Source organism: Paraburkholderia sp. SARCC-3016 (assembly GCF_031119615.1).
Classification (GTDB): Bacteria; Pseudomonadota; Gammaproteobacteria; order Burkholderiales; family Burkholderiaceae; genus Paraburkholderia.
Genome location: NZ_JAVHZD010000017.1, coordinates 138,578 through 155,811, shown reverse-complemented (window position 1 = coordinate 155,811; position 17,234 = coordinate 138,578). Strand labels below are relative to the sequence as shown.

Sequence of the window (17,234 nt, the reverse complement as noted above, 5' to 3'; positions counted from 1 at the left end):
CGAGGATGGCATGTACTCGGTTGTCGCGAATGCGGTTGGCGAAAGGGAAAGGGCCTGTCGCGCATTTTGGGGTGGAGGGGGACAGGGGCGTCCCGATGCTGATTGCTCAATGATACAAGGACCCATTGATGGCACCGCCGCCGCCTGCCTTGTCAATTTCTTCCAATCTTTTGGGCGGCGCCCGCGCGAGCATATCGCTCTGTCGCATTCGAACGAGCAGCGCCAAGGAATTCACTGCATGAGCCCCGCAACCAATGGCTTCCTACTCTCCCTTTCGCTATGCCTCGACATCGGCGTCGTCAATATCGCGATGATGACGGCCGCGATGCAACGCGGCTACTGGACCGGCTTCTGGCTCGGAATGGGCTCATGTATCGGCGATCTGATCTACGCGATTCTCGCCTTGGCGGGCATGACAGCGTTATTGCAGTTTTCCGCAGTCAGATGGGGGATGTGGCTCGGCGGGACGGTCGTTCTCGTGATCCTCGCGGTAAAAATGGGGATCAGCGCGTTCCGATCCGTTCGCTGCGCATCGCCCGGCAAACCCGACATCAGCGGCACGCATTGTCAGCAACTGTTAAAGGGGGCATTGCTAGCGCTGTCCTCGCCCTCGGCGATCGTCTGGTTTGCCGCGGTCGGTGGTGCGTTGATCGCGCAATCGGGAATGCAGGGTTGGAAGTCGACCGGTCCGTTTCTCGCAGGCTTCTTTGTCGCGGGCGTCGTATGGACTTGCGCGCTATGCTCGATCGCGAGGGCGGGCGGAAAGGCCTTCGGCACCAAAGCGTTATCGTTCTGCTATTTCGCCTCAGCCACATTGTTCGTGTTTTTTGCGTGGCAGGTCGTTTCCTCGGGTTATCGCACGCTCATTCTCGGTTTGCCGGTTTGACGAAGCGCGCGGGTTCGGCAAACCGCAGCGGACTCACGCCGAGCACTTTCCTGAACGCGTTGATGAAGTGGCTTTGTTCAAAAAAGCCCAATTCAAACGCGACGTCCTGTGCGGGGACACCGCGACGCAATCGATTCCGGGCTTCCATCAACCGAAGCTGCATGTGGTACTTCGCCGGCGTCATCCCCATCGCAACTTTAAAACTGCGGATCAGTTGATACTTGTTCACGTTCGCGACGCAGGACAGCGTGTCCAGCGCGACCGGTGCGGCAAGATGCGATTTCATGTACTCGAGCACCGGTCTCAATTCGCCAGCAAGGAGCGAGGGTCGAGCCGCATCGGCAACATTAGCGTGGCCGTCTGACATCAACAGCGCCGCTACGAGTTCAATCATCGCCGCTTCAAACCCGGCTCCGCCTTCGTCGCGTATCGCCTGAAAGGCAGCGAGAATATGCCGATACAAGCTCGGGCAGGAAATCACTCCCTGCGCCAAGACCGGAGGCGACGATCGCGAGAGCCACCCGTTCTCGTGTCCGATTCCGACCAGTTTTTCGCAATCGATATAGATGGAAATAAACTCGGCGTCGCCCGCATCGCGATCGAAGCTCGAAGACTGCAGCGCTGGCGGGTTATAAACCGTGACCATGCGTTCGGTCACACGTAGCTTCTTGCCGTCGAGGCAGATATTTTCGCAGCCCGACAGATTTGCGCTAACAACGTATTCGGCGTGAGTGTGAAGAGGAAAGGACGCGTGAACACTGGCGCGCATTCGCGCCAGTTCCACGCCGTTAGACCGATAGAACTCTTCCATTGCAAGCGTCATAGGTATGCGTGGGCCACGGTGTCGCGTGTGTCGACTAACGAAGTTATGGATCCAAGGATACCGACGAATTTTTTTGGGACGGCGCTTTGTTCGGCGAGGGCGGGCGTACGTCAGATGAAGTCGGCGGCATCGCGCCTCAATCACACCAAATACTCCAAATCAATGCGTAATTTCATTTACCGTTCCGCAATGCAATTCCAATAAATCCGCTCTGATTTGCATTGATTTAAGCGGCATAACGTAAAGATTTAGAGAAATAATTTGTAACTGAACGTTGACACGCTAACGTTTGCCCAACTAATCTACCGCCATCGTAAGCTGACAGTTATCAGAGGATAGGCGCGTTAGGGTTCGCACGCGCCCATAAGCAGCATACGAGTCCACAAGCACGCAGCGCTCGCGGCGTGCTGAGCCGTCACGTCGTAGCAATTCTTGAGTTCATCGTTTTAAAGCGTTCATATCGGTATTAAAAGCCGAGGATTGCGTGCGCCTTTTAATAGCGATTTTTCATTCGCCATCTGGCGCGTGAGGAAGACCTTTTTTCAAAAATTATTCAATAAAAAATAACTGGCCACACATTTTAAAGAAATTTTTTCCGGACAGGGACGAACAATGCGTACACATTCTGGGTTAAAGATGGCGTGTCTGCTGCTAGCGGGCACGCTGGCGTTGAGCGCATGCGGGGGAGGAGACGATGCCTCCGGCATTGCGTCGAACAACGCGCAGGTAAACGGTGCGGCAGCTTCGACAGCCGCCTCGCAGCCCGCTTTGCCGGCACCGGCGGCGCCCGTCGCCGCAGACAAGACAATCAAGAAAACCGTGAAGCCGGTCGAGTTGCCCAACACCGTGCAGCCGGTCAACTACCGGCTCTGGTTCCGCCCGAATCCCGAGCTGTCCACGTTCGACGGCCGTGCGGACGTCGACATCCAGGTCAAGAAAAAGGTCAACTACATCGAAGTGGCCGGCCATCGCATCAAGTTCGTCAACGGCAAGACCATTCTGCAGCCGGGCAATATCGAGCTGATCGCCACGCCGCAAGACGACGGCGACTTCTACCAGCTGCGCCCCGCGAGCGGCCAGATTCCCGCCGGCGAATACTCGCTGCATATGGAGTGGTCGGGCATTATCAACTTCAAGACCTACGACGATCCCGCGACCGAAACCGGCGGAAGCTGCGGCAACGACAAGTACCCCGGCTGCTCCGCGGCGGAAGGCGTGTTCCGCGTCGACCTGAAGGCAACCGACGGCTCGACGAGCGGCGCAATTCTCACGCAGGGCGAAAGCAACCTCGCGCGGCAATGGTTCCCCGGATGGGACGAGCCCGCGTTCCGGCCGACCTACGAAGTGTCGGCGGAAGTGCCGCAGAACTGGCGCGTCGTGTCGAACGCGGCCGAGCTGCCGTCCGTCAACGTCGATAGCGGCTACAAGCGCGTGTCGTTCGAGAAGACGCCGCCGATGCCGTCGTATCTGCTGTTCTTCGGCGGCGGCCAGTTCGACATCCTCGAAGACGACTTCGCGAACCCGCTCGCGAACGGCAAGAATCTGCACCTGCGCATCTTCGCGCCGCCGGGCATGCGCGACTGGGCCGTGCCCGCGATGCAGCAGACGAAGCAGGCCCTCGACTTCTACTATCGCTACACGGGCATCTCGCTGCCGCTGACCAAGTTCGACACGGTTGCCGCCAACGATGCGTTCAAGGAGCAGAAGGACCTGAACTTCGGCGGCATGGAGAACTGGGGCGCCATTCTCGAATTCGCCGACGACATCCTGCCGCCCCCCGGCACACCGATGTCCGACTACGGCGTCACGGTGCTCACGCACGAAGCCGCGCACCAGTGGTTCGGCGACCTCGTCACGCTCGACTGGTGGGACGACGTCTGGATGAACGAATCGTTCGCCACGTTCTTCGAGAACAAGACGAAGATCCTGTTCTTCCCGGATCGCTTCAACTGGGTCGACGAAGTGAGGACGAAGTACGCCGTGATGTCGCGCGACCTTGGCGCGAACGCGTTCCCGGTGCAGCCGAACTTCAACGACTGGGCATCGAACGACTTCGTGCTGAGCGCGAGCCCGTTCACGTACGACAAGGGCGGCATCGTGCTGAAGATGCTCGAGAACTACCTCGGCGAAGGCGTAATGCGCAAAGGGCTGCAGTCGTACCTGACCGACTATTCGTTCGGCAACACGACGCCCAGGCGTCTGTGGAACGAGTTGTCGAAGGCGAGCGGCCAGTCGATGGTCGATATCGGCGACAGCTTCGTGCGTCAGACGGGCGTCCCGCTGATCACGCTCGATACGCAGTGCGACCTGACCAGCAATCAGACGGTCGTGTCGCTCAAGCAGGCGCCGTATCCGAACAAGAACCAGTATCCGGGCATTCAATGGACCGTGCCGCTGACGCTCGCTTACGGTGACGGCCTGATGCGGCGCAAGACGGTTGCATTGAAGGACGCGCAGATGCAGGTGCGCCTGAACGGCTGCTCGGCCGTCGTCGCGGATCCGAGCGGGCTCGACTACTACGTGACGAACTACGGCGATAACGCGTGGAGCCAGTTGCTCGCGCAGAGCAGCGCGTTGACCGACCCGGTGCTGCTGACCAACCTGCAGATGGAAGCGAAGATGCTTGTGAACTCGGGCCTCGCGAATCCGACGCGCGCGACGACGATCGGTTCGATCACGCCGCCTGCAACCGCAACCGCGCGTAGCCTGATGCTGAAGGTGCCGCAAGCGCAACCGCAAGTCGAACGTCCGCTGCTGCGCTACCAGGGCAAACTCAAGCCGCGTATCGAGACGGAGTAAGAGCAAGGCAGCGCGGCGCCGCCGTTTCGATCGTCATGCACGTGTGTGCGGATCGGAACGGCGGCGCGTTCGCGTCCGTCGCTGCGTCCGCGCAGCAAACACCGGCAGCTTTTCCTCGATCCACCTGACCAGTTCCAACGGACCTGCCGCAAGCGGCCGTCCTTGCTTGACGATCAGTCTCGCGTGCGTCGCCTCGAACAGCGGATGCCTGATTGGCAGCGCCGTCAATTCGCCGCCGGCAATCTCGCGATACGCGGCAAACTCGCCGATCAAGGTGACGAACTCTCCTGCCGTTACGACGCGTTTCAACGCGGTCAGCGAGTTGGTCGCCAGCGCCGGCCGAAGTTCGATGTTCTCCGCGACTTCGAGCATCTTCACGACGTGCCCGATGCCGAACGTCGACGGCATGACCGCAAGTGGCCACGCGCGCAAATCGTCGACGGTCGCCGCGCGCTTTTGCAACGCAAGCGGATGATCGCTGCGCAGCAACAGCACCACCGGTTGCGCCGAACTCGCGCGATACGCGATCTGCGCATGCGGCGGCGGATTGTAGGCAAGCCCGATATGCACGCGGCTCTGCGCGACCTCTTCGAGAATCGCATCGACGGCAAGCATGTTCATCGCGATGTCGAGCTTTGGGTATTGCGCGCAAAAAGGAATCAGCACCTCGTCGACGAGCGTATCGACGAACCCCTCGCTGACGGCGATCTCGATGTGCCCCGTCTGCAGCCCTTTCAACGCATGCAGCCGATCTTCGAGCTTCTCCTGTTGCGACCGGTATCCATGCCAGAACTCGAGCAGGTGCGCGGCCGCTTCGGTCGGCCGCACGCCGCGCGCTTGCCGCTCGAACAGCAGCGTGCCTAGCTCTTCTTCGAGCAGCCTGATTTGCCGCGTGATCACCGACGGCGACGTGTTCAAATAATCGGCCGCGCCTCGAATCGTGCCGTGGGTCAGCACTTCATTGAAATAGCGCAGCCGTTGCTGGTTGATCTCTCGCATCGAACGTCCCCCGAATTCAGGTAAAGCTTCCCATTATGTGCGTTGCTCGCAAAGCAACGATATGTGAACTTTGTTGCTCTTGCTAGTCGTCGTTCAGGCTGGGAAGATCCGTCTCTAGCGGTGACGGCCAGTTTCGGTTCCGTTTGTGTCGGAAGATTGCGCCGATACATTGGGAAATAAACCCGGCGTTCCATTTGGCTATAAACACAGCATTTCTGGTTCCGGCTCAATGGTCTTCGGCGATCATCGAACCGGTTCCGCCGAGCAGCCGATTCTTTAACGAAATCCGGGACGCACCACTCGCTGCACGCGGCGCTTCCCGAACACCCCTTATAAGAGGAATGGTCATGTCCGATACCGTGAATGTTCGCCGCCGCCGGCTGCTTGGCACCACACTCGGCACCACACTCGCGGGCTTGAGCCTGCTCGAGCTCGGTCTCGGCGACCTCGCTCATGCCGCGCAGCCGAAGCATGCTGCCGTGAGCAACGCATCGTTCGATTCGATCCAGCAGATCGATGCAGGTGTGCTGAATATCGGCTACGTTGACGCCGGGCCGAAGGACGGCCCCGCCGTTTTCCTGCTGCACGGCTGGCCGTACGACATTTACAGCTTCGTCGACGTGGCGCCGATTCTGACGGCGCGCGGTTATCGCGTGATCATTCCTTATCTGCGTGGCTACGGCACGACGCGCTTCCTCGCTGCCGATACGCCGCGCAACGGTCAGCAGGCGGTCGTCGCAGTGGACATCATTGCGTTGATGGACGCGCTCAAAATCGATCAAGCCGTGTTTGGCGGCTACGACTGGGGCGGCCGCACCTGCGACGTCATTGCAGCGCTGTGGCCGGAGCGCTGCAAGGCGCTCGTTTCCGTGAGCGGCTATCTGATCGGCAGCCAGGAAGCGAACCGCAAACCGCTTCCGCCAAAGGCCGAACTCGCATGGTGGTATCAGTTCTATTTCACGACCGAGCGTGGCCAGGCGGGCTACGCCGCGAATACGCACGACTTCAACAAGCTGATCTGGCAACTCGCGTCGCCGAAATGGCGCTTCAGCGATGCGACGTACGACCGCTCGGCGAAGGCTTTCGACAATCCGGACCACGTCGCGATCGTGATTCACAACTACCGTTGGCGTCTGGGTCTCGCGCAGGGCGAGGCGAAATACGACGACCTCGAAAAGCGCCTCGCGGCGTTCCCGACCATCTCCGTGCCGACTATCACGATGGAAGGCGACGCGAATGGTGCGCCGCATCCGGAGCCGTCCGCGTACGCAAAGAGGTTCACGGGCAAGTATCAGCACCGCACGATTAGCGGCGGCATCGGGCACAACCTGCCGCAGGAGGCGCCGAAGGCGTTTGCCGATGCGATTTTGCAGGTGCAGCACATTTGATGCCGATGTGAATGGCCAGACTAGCCAGGCGCGATGCGGCGGCGCGGGATGCGTGAAATCACGTGTGTTCCGCCCCCGCGCTGGCGAGTTGCGACGGCGGAAAACCGAGCGCATTCCTGAACATCGTCGTGAACGCGGGCGGGTTGGCGTAGCCGACTTCGATCGCCACATCGGCCAACGGCACGCCACGGCCGATCAGATCAAGCGCACGGGCAAGCCGCAGTTGCCGACGCCATGTCCCGAAGCTCGTATCGAGCTCTGTATGAAACAGCCGCGCAAGCGTGCGCGCGCTAGCGCCGACGAGCGGCGCCCATTCGGCGAGTGTCCGGTCGGCACCGGGCTCCTCCATCATCGCGACGCATAGGGCTCTAAGCCGCCGCTCCGTCGGCAATGACAAACCGAGCGGCAACGTAGGCGCCTCGCGTATTTCTTCGACAAGCAATCTCATCGCGGCGTGGCGCCGCCTCTGCTGACGGACGGCATCGTCTGCAAGCGCATTGGCGAGCTCGCGCATCAACGGACTGACTTCGATCACCGCGCACGCATCGAGCGGCAGCGATAGCGCGCGAGGTTCGACGTACATCACATGGAAATCCACATCGCCGAGCATCACTACTTGATGTTCGATCCCAGGCGGAATCCAGACGGCGCGGGAGCGCGGCACGATCCACATCATGCCGGGCACACTGACGCGCACGCTGCCTTTGTGAGGACACACGAGCTGCCCCCACGCGTGCGTGTGCCACTCGATCACGCCATCCGCGGGCGGAACGCGCAGATGGACGACCACCGGCTCGGCGGGCGTTGGCTTGTGCTTCGGATAGGGATCGTACGCAGTTCGCTGGCGTGGCATGAAAACGTAAGTTTTTGGCCTGGAAACGATTTGATGCCATTCTAAATCGGTCTACGATGGGCAGATCGAATATAAAGCGGGAGACCTCCATGCGCGACGCGCAAAGGGCCGTCGTCGAAAACAGGCGATGGAACGGCGAACGCATCGGCACAGCCGTCGTGCTGCTTGTGCTGATTGCGGCGCTGGGAGCGACGCGGTACGTGTCGCCCATTCACGGCTTTACGCCCGCCACTTTCCGCGCAGCGGTGCTGGTGGTCTTTACCGTGACGAGCTGGGCGCTCGGTCTCTTCAAGGAGCCGGTCACAACGCTGTTGTTCTTTCTGTTCGGCGTGCTATTTGCCGTCGCGCCGCCGGAAACGCTGTTTAGCGGCTTTACGTCGCCGGCATGGTGGCTCGTGTTCGGCGGCAGCATCACGGGTGTCGCGGTGCGCACGACAGGGCTCGCGCAGCGCCTGAGCGACAAGCTGTTGTCGATGCGCGCGGACACGTATCGGCACTACGTTGCAGTCGTCGTTCTGGCCTCAGTGGGCCTTGCGTTCGTGATGCCGTCGACGACCGGCCGCATTCTGATCCTCACGCCGATCGCGCTCGTGCTGGCCGATCGCCTCGGCTTGGGTTACGGCCGCCGAGGCCGTGCCGGCATCGTGATGGGCGTCGCGGCGGGGAGTTACATGCCGTCCACTGCCGTGCTTCCCGCCAATGTTCCGAACTCGGTGTTGCTCGGCGCGGCCGAACAGCTCTATGGCGTGAAGCTTCAATACGCGCCGTATCTGCTGCTTCATTTCCCGCTGCTCGGCGCGGTCAAAACCGTGTTGATTATCGTGTTGATCTGCTGGCTGTATCCCGACACGATCGATAAGACCGCGCTCGCCGAACGGTCGGCGAAGCCGTTTTCATCTTCGGAAAAGATGCTGAGCGCGGTGCTCGCGCTGTCGCTGCTGTTTTACGCGACCGATTTCTGGCACGGCATTTCACCGGCATGGGTCAGCCTTGCGGCGGGGGTCGCATGTCTGCTGCCGCAAACCCGCGTCATGTCGACGCAACAGTTCAATCAGGGTATGCATATCGCGCCGCTGGTCTACGTCGCGGGATTTCTTGGTCTTGGCGCGTTGATTACGCAAAGCGGGTTAGGGCAGTGGGCCGCGCATCTGCTGCTCGACGCGACGCATATGGAGCCCGGACACCCGATCGAAAACGTCGCGCTGATCGTCGCGATCGGCTCCGCGATCTCGATGCTCACGACCTTGCCCGCACTACCCGCGGTGCTCACCCCATTAGCGGGCCAGTTCGCCCATGCAAGCGGACTTTCGCTGTACACCGTCCTGATGTTGCAGGTGCCGGCATTCTCGACGGTGTTCTTGCCATACCAGTCGCCGCCGATGATGATCGCGATGCATATGGGCGGCGTGTCGCTAAAGGATGGCGCGCGCCTATGTCTTGTACTTGCGGCTATCACGATCGCTGTGTTGCTGCCGCTGGATCTTTTGTGGTGGCGCGTGCTCGGCGCGCTGCCGTAATGCTTTCAGATTGAAAGCGTCTCTTCGATGCGCATGAGCAAGTTTCATGCGCTACAGATAGCACCTCATGTTTTCCCGCATGAAACCGTCGATCGCACTTCTATCGCAAGCATTCAAAGAGTAGTCTCCTGCTAAAGGCATCCCCACTCGATCCCAATTCGGAGGAGACACCGATGGATCTTGAAGCTCGCACCATGAAGCGCGTGATGTCCCGGCTCGTGCCGTTCCTGATCGTATGCTATTTCGTTGCGTATCTGGATCGCGTAAACGTTGGGTTTGCAGCATTGCAGATGAACAAGGATCTCGGTTTTTCGGCGTCACAATTCGGCTTTGGCGCTGGCGTTTTCTTCATCGCCTATTTTTTCTTCGAAGTCCCATCGAATCTTCTGCTCGAGCGTTTCGGCGCGCGGCGATGGATTGCACGCATCATGTTCACGTGGGGCATCGTGGCGGCGGCCATGGCCTTTATCCCGCACATTTCCCAATATACGGGCATGTCCAACACCAGCGTGTTCTACGGACTGCGCGTGCTGCTAGGTATTGCCGAAGCGGGCTTCTTCCCCGGCATTATTTTCCTGCTGACGCTATGGTTTCCCGCTGTCTATCGAGGTCGGGTGGTCGGCTACTTCATGGCGGCGATTCCGCTTTCCACCGTGATCGGTGCGCCGATTTCGGGCGCGCTGCTGTCGCTCGATGGGCACGCGGGTCTCGCGGGCTGGCAATGGCTGTATCTGCTCGAAGCTTTGCCCGCGCTGCTGCTCGCGTTCGTCGTGTATTTCTATCTGACCGACAAACCATCGGACGCGCATTGGCTTGCCGCCGACGAGCGCGATTGGCTCGTCACGCGCCAGGCCGAGGAGCGCAAGCATCGTGAGGCTGCGCGTGCGTTCAGCGTGACGCAGGCGCTGTTCAATCCGCGTGTGCTGGCCATCGCGCTGATCTATTTCGGTGCGAATGCAACGAACTATGGCTTGAGTTTTTTTCTGCCGCAGATCGTCAAGTCGTTTGGCCTTAGCAATGTGCAAACGGGTTTTGTCACGTCGCTGCCGTACGTCGTCGGCGTGATCAGCATGATCGTGTGGGGACGTCATTCGGACCGCAAGCTCGAGCGCAAACGTCACGTCGGCATCGCGCTGCTTGTTGCGGCCGCCGGCATCGCCGCATCCGCGGGGCTCGACAATCCGGTGCTGAAAATGATCGCGTTGTCGATTGCGGGGTTTGGCATTTTCGGTTGTCTGCCCGTCATCTGGACCTTGCCTGCGGCGTTCCTGTCGGGCGCAGCCGCGGCTGGGGGTATCGCTGCGATCAATTCGCTGGGCAACCTCGCCGGCTTCTTCGGCCCGTATGCGATGGGCTGGATCAAGGACAGCACCGGCGGTTTCGGCGCGGGCCTGATTTGCCTTGCGGGCGCGGGGCTCGTCGGGATGGCCGCGGCGCTGCTGCTCCATCACGATCGGGCGCTCGAAGCCGCGACGAACGGCGAGCTCGATGCGCACGAGGAAGGCAGCGTCGTGCGGCCCTGACATGTGACGACATGATCGCATGCGATAGCGCCGTGACGGCGCTGTCGCATCGCTGTCCGACATAGCCGCAAATCAGTCCTTGCGCTTGCGCTCGAGCCGCAACGTGCAATGCAGTTAGTCGGTGCGCACGAACCGGTATTCAAAGTCGACCGGCTCATTGGGCGCGTAATACGTGAGGCGCTCGATCTTGAGCAGGGGCCTGCCGTCATGCATGTCGAGCATGTCGAGCATCTCGCGCATCGCTGCGTCCGGAACCTTCAACACGAGCCCATCCGTCTGCATTGCGCGAGCGCCCCGGCGCACCGTGATGCGGCTCACGCCCAAGCAATCCATCAATGCGCTTTCCCGCGGCAACGGTGCGCTCCCGATGCAGCTGTCATACACATGTTATAACATGTTATAATAGCGTTGCTGCCGTAGGTCAGCTGCTTCTGCTGCGCTGGCTCGCGCAGCGCCTCCATCGTCGTTCACCTACCGTCAACCCATTGCAGCGCACGATGAGTCTCACCACTACACTCTGGCTGTTTTTCGCGGGCCTCGGCTCAAGCGCGCTCGGCGGCATGCTCGGCATGGCAAGCGGGCTCTTTATCGTGCCGATGCTCGTCGTGTTGTTCCACTTCGACCTGCACGTGGCGGTCGGCGCGAGCATCGTGTCGGTTATCGCGTGTTCATGCGGCGGCGCTGCCGACTTCCTGCGGCACGGCCTGACCAATGTGCGTCTTGCGCTGGTGCTCGAAACCGGCACGACGCTCGGCGCTTTGACCGGCGTGCTGGTAGCGGGCCTGATTCCGGTAGTCGCGCTCGATTTCCTGTTCGCGATTGTTCTGCTGGTGTCCGCATGGCAGATGTATCTGCGCCGCACGGATCCGGTGGCGGGCGCAACGCCGGTGTCGCGCGGCAGTCTCGCTGCCGCGCTCGATCTGCATTCGAGCTATCGCGATCCGCGTCTGAATCGCGACGTCGCCTACGAAGTGCGGCGCGTGCCAGCCGGGCTTTCGCTGATGTACGTCGCGGGCCTCGTGTCCGCGCTGCTGGGCATCGGCAGCGGCATCCTGAAGATTCCTGCGATGGACCACGCGCTGCGGCTGCCGATCAAGGTGTCCACCGCCACGTCGAACTTCATGATCGGCGTAACTGCGGCCGCGAGTGCGGGTGCGTACTTTCTGCGCGGGGAAATCGTCAGCGCGATCGCGGGGCCGGTTGCGCTGGGCTCCGTCATCGGTGCCGTGATCGGCGCACGCGTGCTGATGAAAGTATCGAACGAAAAACTGCGGCTGCTGTTTCTGACCGTACTCGTGCTTGTTGCATGCGCGATGCTGCTGCAGGGATTCGGCATCGATCTCACGGCCCGGGTCGAACGATGAACGCGCCGCGATGGGCCCTTCCCGTGCTGGATCGTTGGCTCGCGATGCTGCTTCAGTACGGTACGTGGATCGCGTGCGCGGTGATCGGCGCCGGACTCGTGCTGAATGCGGCGACCAGCGCCGGGATGTTGCAGGCGCAATATGCGCCGCGGGGCGCCAACGTCATCACGGCGGGCGTCGGCCTGTTCGTGCTGCTGCCGGTTTCGCGCGTCACGCTGATGCTCGTGGCGTTCGCACGGCAGCGTAACCGTCGATATGTGGCGATCGCGGCAACCGTTCTTGCGATTATCGCGGCGGGCTGCGTGCTCGGTATCCGCCTCGGGCCCGTCGGCGGATAGTCGCAGAAGGCGGCCGCGTAACGTAACATCGCGTATGCGTAGTACTCGAAGTCGTTGCCGTTGCACGTCATCGTGCGCTCACCTTCCCTTACGATCCGCATTCGACCCATGAATCCAGATACCGTACGTTCTGCTTTCGCGCCCAAAGGAAAACTGCGCGCGTCGATCAACCTGGGCAATCCGATTCTTGCGAACCGCCACCCGCAGACGGGTGAGCCAGGCGGCGTGTCCGTCGATCTTGCTCGCGCACTTGCCGAGCGGCTTGGCGTGGAGATCGAACTCGTCGTGTTCGATACGGCTGGCAAGTCCGTCGAGGCCGTGTCCGACGAACGCGCCGACGTCGGCTTCTTCGCGATCGATCCGCTGCGCGGCGCGAGCATCGCATTCACGGCGCCTTATGTGCTGATCGAAGGCTATTACCTCGTGCGCGACGCTTCGCCGATTCGTCGCAACGACGAAGTCGATGTACCGACGAATCGCGTCGCGGTAGGCCTCGGCAGCGCGTATGACCTGTTCCTCACACGCGAACTGAAGCAGGCGACGATCGTACGCGCGCCGAGTTCGCCGGCCGTCGTGCAAACCTTCCTCGATCAGGAACTCGAAGTGGCCGCTGGCGTGAAGCAGCAACTCGAAGCCGACGCCGCGCGCACGTCGGGCCTGCGGCTGCTCAACGAGCGCTTCATGGTGATTCAGCAGGCGATGGGCGTGCCGAAGAGTCGCGGCGACGCCGCCGCCGCTTTCCTTCGCGCCTATGTCGAGGACCAGAAGCGCAGCGGCTTCGTGGCACAGGCACTCGCGCGTCACGGTATTAACGGCGCATCGGTGGCACCGGCTGCCTGAGCAGATTTGCCGATTTTCGATAACACCCGGATTTGTGACTGCCTAGCATCGGCTGATGCGTGCGCGTCTGCGGTTCGCCGTCCGAACCGCGACGGACGCCCATCTCAGGGAGCCCATGATGAAATCCGAGTCGAAATCGCAGCATGCCGGCGCCGTTACGCATCACGAACTGAAGCAGACTTTAGGGACCTGGCAGCTATGGGGCATTGCGGTCGGCCTCGTGATCTCGGGTGAATACTTCGGCTGGAGCTATGGCTGGGCGAGCGCCGGCACGCTCGGTTTCGTGATTACCGCGATCTTTATCGCGGCGATGTACACGACGTTCATCTTCAGCTTTACCGAACTCACCACATCGATTCCGCATGCCGGCGGCCCGTTCGCCTATGCGCGGCATGCGTTCGGACCGACGGGCGGCTTTCTGGCGGGCGCGGCCACGCTCGTCGAATTCGTCTTTGCACCGCCGGCCATTGCGCTTGCGATCGGCGCGTATCTGCACGTTCAATTTCCTGGGCTCGAGCCGAAGCATGCGGCAATGGGCGCGTATCTCGTGTTTATGGCGCTGAACATCGCCGGCGTGCAGGTCGCGGCGACGTTCGAGCTATGCGTGACGCTGCTTGCGATCTTCGAGTTGCTCGTGTTCATGGGCGTCGTGTCGCCGGGATTTCAATGGGCGAACTTCGCGAAGGGCGGCTGGGCAGGCGCCGATCACTTTTCGCCTGGCGCGTTCCATGGCATGTTCGCCGCGATTCCGTTTGCGATCTGGTTCTTCCTCGCAATCGAAGGCGTCGCGATGGCGGCCGAAGAAGCGAAAAACCCGAAGCGTTCGATTCCGATCGCGTACGTGACCGGCATTCTGACGCTCGTCGCGCTCGCTGTCGGTGTGATGGTTTTTGCAGGCGCGGCCGGCGACTGGACCAAACTTGCGAATATCAACGATCCGCTGCCGCAAGCGATGAAATACATCGTCGGCGCGAACAGCGGCTGGCTGCATATGCTCGTATGGCTCGGCCTGTTCGGACTGGTCGCGTCGTTTCATGGAATCATCCTCGGCTACTCGCGGCAAATCTTTGCGCTTGCGCGAGCCGGATATCTGCCCGAATGGCTTGCGAAAGTGCACCCGCGTTTCAAGACGCCGCACCGCGCGATTCTCGCGGGCGGCGTGGTCGGCATCGCGGCGATCTATAGCGACGAGCTGATTCAGTTCGGCGGCCAGACGCTAACGGCGAACATCGTGACGATGTCGGTGTTCGGCGCAATCGTGATGTACATCGTCAGCATGCTGGCGCTCTTCAAGCTGCGGCGCGTCGAACCGGACATGGAGCGGCCGTTTCGCGCCCCGCTGTTTCCGTATTTCCCGGCATTCGCGCTGCTTGCCGCGGTCATTTCGCTCGCGACGATGGTGTATTTCAATCTGCTCGTCGCGGTCGTGTTCGTCGCTTTTCTGCTGCTGGGGTACGGGTATTTCCTCATGACACGGCATCAGCGGGAAGCGGCCCCTGTCGATGCGTTGCTCGAGGAGTGATCGGGCTGCATCTGCGGCGCGCTGCCCGCCCGCACTGGCTTGCCGGCGAACCGCGTGACGCCCCCGGCATTTGGCGCTATCGTGGGGATATCGCCGTCATGGACGCGGCAGATCGCGCGGCGGCGGCCGATGCCAGAGAGGGAATGCAACGATGAGCTATACGGAGACGATCGGCGCGCGCACCTACCGCTTCGCCGACCTGAAGATCTTGCTCGCGAAAGCGAGCCCGCTGCGCTCCGGCGACCAGCTCGCCGGCGTGGCGGCGGCGAGCGAAGAGGAACGCGTCGCCGCGAGAATGGCGCTTGCCGACGTGCCGCTGCGCACGTTTCTCAACGAAGCGCTGATCCCCTACGAAAGCGACGAAGTTACGCGCCTGATCGTCGATACGCATTCGCCCCATGCCTTCGCCGAGATCTCGCATCTGACTGTCGGCGACTTTCGCAACTGGCTGCTCGCGACGAGCACGGATTCGAATGCGCTCGAACGCGTCACTGCGGGCCTCACTCCCGAAATGGTCGCTGCGGTGTCGAAGCTGATGCGCAACCAGGATCTGATCGTCGCGGCGCGCAAACGGCCGGTCGTCACGCGTTTTCGCAGCACGATCGGCCTACCCGGTCATCTGTCCGTGCGTCTTCAGCCGAACCATCCGACCGACGACGTCAAAGGCATCGCCGCTTCGATGCTCGACGGCCTGATGTACGGCTGCGGCGATGCGGTGATCGGCATCAACCCGGCGTCGGACAGTCTCGCCGCGATCACGAAGCTACTGCAGATGATCGACGACTTCCGTCAGCGTTATCAGGTGCCGACGCAATCGTGCGTGCTGACTCACGTGACGAACACGGTTGCGGCGATCGAAAGGGGTGCGCCGGTCGACCTTGTTTTCCAGTCGATCGCGGGCACTGAAAAAGCCAACGCGAGCTTCGGCATTTCGCTTGCGCTGCTGCAGGAAGCGTACGAAGCCGCGCTTTCGCTCAGGCGCGGCACGGTCGGCGACAACGTGATGTATTTCGAAACGGGACAGGGCAGTGCGCTTTCCGCGAACGCGCATCACGGCATCGACCAGCAGACCTGCGAAGTGCGCGCGTATGCGGTTGCGCGCAAGTTCAAGCCGCTTCTGACGAACACGGTGGTCGGCTTTATCGGACCCGAGTATCTGTACGACGGCAAGCAGATCACGCGCGCAGGTCTTGAAGACCACTTCTGCGGCAAGCTGCTCGGCGTGCCGATGGGCTGCGATATCTGTTACACGAACCACGCCGAAGCCGATCAGGACGACATGGACAACCTGCTGACGCTGCTCGGCGCCGCCGGCGTCAACTTCATCATGGGTATTCCAGGTGCGGACGATGTGATGCTCAACTATCAGAGCACGTCGTTTCACGATTCGCTGTATCTGCGCGAAGTGCTCGGCTTGCGGCGCGCGCCGGAGTTCGAAGCATGGCTCGAGTCGATGCAGATCACGGACGCGCGCGGCGCGCTGCTAAACAGCGCCGCTGCGCGGCAGCCGCTGCTCGAAGGCGCGCGCGAATGGGTAGGGGCTGCGCCATGAGCGATTCGGTCGAGAAAAATCCGTGGGACGCATTGCGCGCCTTCACCAATGCACGCATCGCATTGGGCCGCGCCGGCAACAGCGTGCCGACGGCGCCGCTGCTCGCGTTCAACCTGTCGCATGCGCAAGCACGCGATGCGGTTCATCATCCGCTCGACGCCGCCGCGCTGCATCGGCAATTGCGCGAGCATGGCTTCGCTGCGACGCTCGACGTTCACAGTGCGGCGCCGGATCGTGAACACTATTTGCGACGGCCCGATCTCGGGCGCAGGCTGTCCGACGAGAGTCGCGATCTGTTGGCGAAGGCTGCGTCCGCATCGCAGCCCGATGTCGTGTTCGTGGTCGCCGATGGACTTTCCGCAGTTGCGGCGGCGAAGCAATCCGTTCCGATGCTGCATGCGATTCAGGCGAGGCTGCAGCAGGACTGGGAGATGGGCCCGGTCGTGGTGGCCCGTCAGGCGCGCGTTGCTTTGGGCGATGAAATCGGCGAAATGCTGCGCGCGCGCATCGTCGTGATGTTGATCGGCGAGCGTCCCGGCCTTAGCTCGCCGGACAGTCTGGGCATTTATCTGACCTACGCGCCGAAGGTCGGCTGCAGCGACGCGCAGCGCAACTGCATTTCCAACGTGCGCCCCGAAGGGCTGAATTTCGACGCGGCTGCGCACAAGCTCCACTATCTGCTCACGCATGCGCGTCGTCTGGGATTAACCGGTGTCGGACTAAAAGACGAAAGCGACGCGTTGCTCGAAGCCACTGCGGCGGCCGGCAATGCCTCGCTTGCCGGCGGTAGCGTTAGCGCGAGCGGTGACAACCCATCCGACATGCGATAA

General features: G+C 61.5%; 15 protein-coding genes. 11 read left to right on the top strand and 4 right to left on the bottom strand.

Going from position 1 to position 17,234, the window contains the following annotated elements; genetic code table 11:
• Positions 1-10 precede the first annotated feature (10 nt).
• The gene (locus QYH69_RS18675; RefSeq protein WP_308833308.1) at positions 11-886 is read left to right on the top strand and encodes a LysE family transporter; all 876 of its coding nucleotides are present in this window, start codon (positions 11-13) and stop codon (positions 884-886) included.
• Here QYH69_RS18675 and QYH69_RS18670 read toward each other — a convergent pair.
• A complete protein-coding gene (locus QYH69_RS18670) occupies positions 864-1,697 on the bottom strand; it encodes an AraC family transcriptional regulator (RefSeq protein ID WP_308833307.1) in 834 nt (277 codons plus the stop codon). The genes QYH69_RS18675 and QYH69_RS18670 overlap by 23 nt on opposite strands.
• Before the next feature lie 624 nt (positions 1,698-2,321).
• Between QYH69_RS18670 and QYH69_RS18665 the strand changes: the two genes are divergently transcribed.
• On the top strand, positions 2,322-4,508 hold the full coding sequence (locus QYH69_RS18665; RefSeq protein WP_308833306.1) for a M1 family metallopeptidase: 2,187 nt from the start codon (positions 2,322-2,324) through the stop codon (positions 4,506-4,508).
• Between the two features lie 33 nt (positions 4,509-4,541).
• Here the strand turns inward: QYH69_RS18665 and QYH69_RS18660 are convergent, their stop codons facing one another.
• Complete coding sequence (locus QYH69_RS18660; protein WP_308833305.1) at positions 4,542-5,507, bottom strand: LysR family transcriptional regulator; 966 nt, start codon at positions 5,505-5,507, stop codon at positions 4,542-4,544.
• A gap of 347 nt (positions 5,508-5,854) precedes the next feature.
• On the opposite strand from QYH69_RS18660, the gene QYH69_RS18655 reads away from it, so the two are divergent.
• Positions 5,855-6,895 carry an alpha/beta hydrolase gene (locus tag QYH69_RS18655; protein ID WP_308833304.1) on the top strand — a complete coding sequence of 347 codons (1,041 nt, stop codon included), beginning with the start codon at positions 5,855-5,857 and terminating at the stop codon, positions 6,893-6,895.
• A gap of 58 nt (positions 6,896-6,953) precedes the next feature.
• On the opposite strand, the gene QYH69_RS18650 is transcribed toward QYH69_RS18655, so the two are convergent.
• The gene (locus QYH69_RS18650; protein WP_308833303.1) at positions 6,954-7,748 is read right to left on the bottom strand and encodes a helix-turn-helix transcriptional regulator; all 795 of its coding nucleotides are present in this window, start codon (positions 7,746-7,748) and stop codon (positions 6,954-6,956) included.
• An 89-nt stretch (positions 7,749-7,837) separates the two neighbouring features.
• Here QYH69_RS18650 and QYH69_RS18645 point away from each other — a divergent pair, with 89 nt between their 5' ends.
• Entirely contained in the window at positions 7,838-9,265 is a 1,428-nt protein-coding gene (locus tag QYH69_RS18645) for an SLC13 family permease (protein ID WP_308833302.1), read from the top strand.
• A 173-nt stretch (positions 9,266-9,438) separates the two neighbouring features.
• Positions 9,439-10,788, top strand: a complete 1,350-nt coding sequence (locus tag QYH69_RS18640) for an MFS transporter (RefSeq protein WP_308833301.1) — start codon at positions 9,439-9,441, stop codon at positions 10,786-10,788.
• A 114-nt stretch (positions 10,789-10,902) separates the two neighbouring features.
• Here QYH69_RS18640 and QYH69_RS18635 read toward each other — a convergent pair whose 3' ends face one another.
• Positions 10,903-11,106 (bottom strand): hypothetical protein, encoded by a 204-nt coding sequence (locus QYH69_RS18635; RefSeq protein WP_308833300.1) that lies wholly within the window; start codon positions 11,104-11,106, stop codon positions 10,903-10,905.
• Positions 11,107-11,285: 179 nt separating this feature from the next.
• Between QYH69_RS18635 and QYH69_RS18630 the strand changes: the two genes are divergently transcribed.
• The 6 genes from QYH69_RS18630 (at position 11,286) to eutC (ending at position 17,234) form a co-directional block, all read left to right on the top strand.
• Positions 11,286-12,152, top strand: coding sequence for a sulfite exporter TauE/SafE family protein (locus QYH69_RS18630; protein ID WP_308833299.1), 867 nt, complete (start codon positions 11,286-11,288; stop codon positions 12,150-12,152).
• A gap of 23 nt (positions 12,153-12,175) precedes the next feature.
• Complete coding sequence (locus tag QYH69_RS18625) at positions 12,176-12,490, top strand: DUF1634 domain-containing protein (RefSeq protein ID WP_308833298.1); 315 nt, start codon at positions 12,176-12,178, stop codon at positions 12,488-12,490.
• 108 nt (positions 12,491-12,598) lie between these two features.
• Positions 12,599-13,330 carry an ABC transporter substrate-binding protein gene (locus tag QYH69_RS18620; protein WP_308833297.1) on the top strand — a complete coding sequence of 244 codons (732 nt, stop codon included), beginning with the start codon at positions 12,599-12,601 and terminating at the stop codon, positions 13,328-13,330.
• Positions 13,331-13,448: 118 nt separating this feature from the next.
• Positions 13,449-14,852: an ethanolamine permease gene (eat, locus tag QYH69_RS18615; RefSeq protein WP_308833333.1), complete on the top strand. Its 1,404-nt coding sequence runs from the start codon at positions 13,449-13,451 to the stop codon at positions 14,850-14,852.
• Positions 14,853-15,003: 151 nt separating this feature from the next.
• Complete coding sequence (locus tag QYH69_RS18610; protein ID WP_308833296.1) at positions 15,004-16,404, top strand: ethanolamine ammonia-lyase subunit EutB; 1,401 nt, start codon at positions 15,004-15,006, stop codon at positions 16,402-16,404.
• Entirely contained in the window at positions 16,401-17,234 is an 834-nt protein-coding gene (gene eutC, locus QYH69_RS18605; protein WP_308833295.1) for an ethanolamine ammonia-lyase subunit EutC, read from the top strand. Before QYH69_RS18610 ends, eutC begins: the two co-directional genes overlap by 4 nt.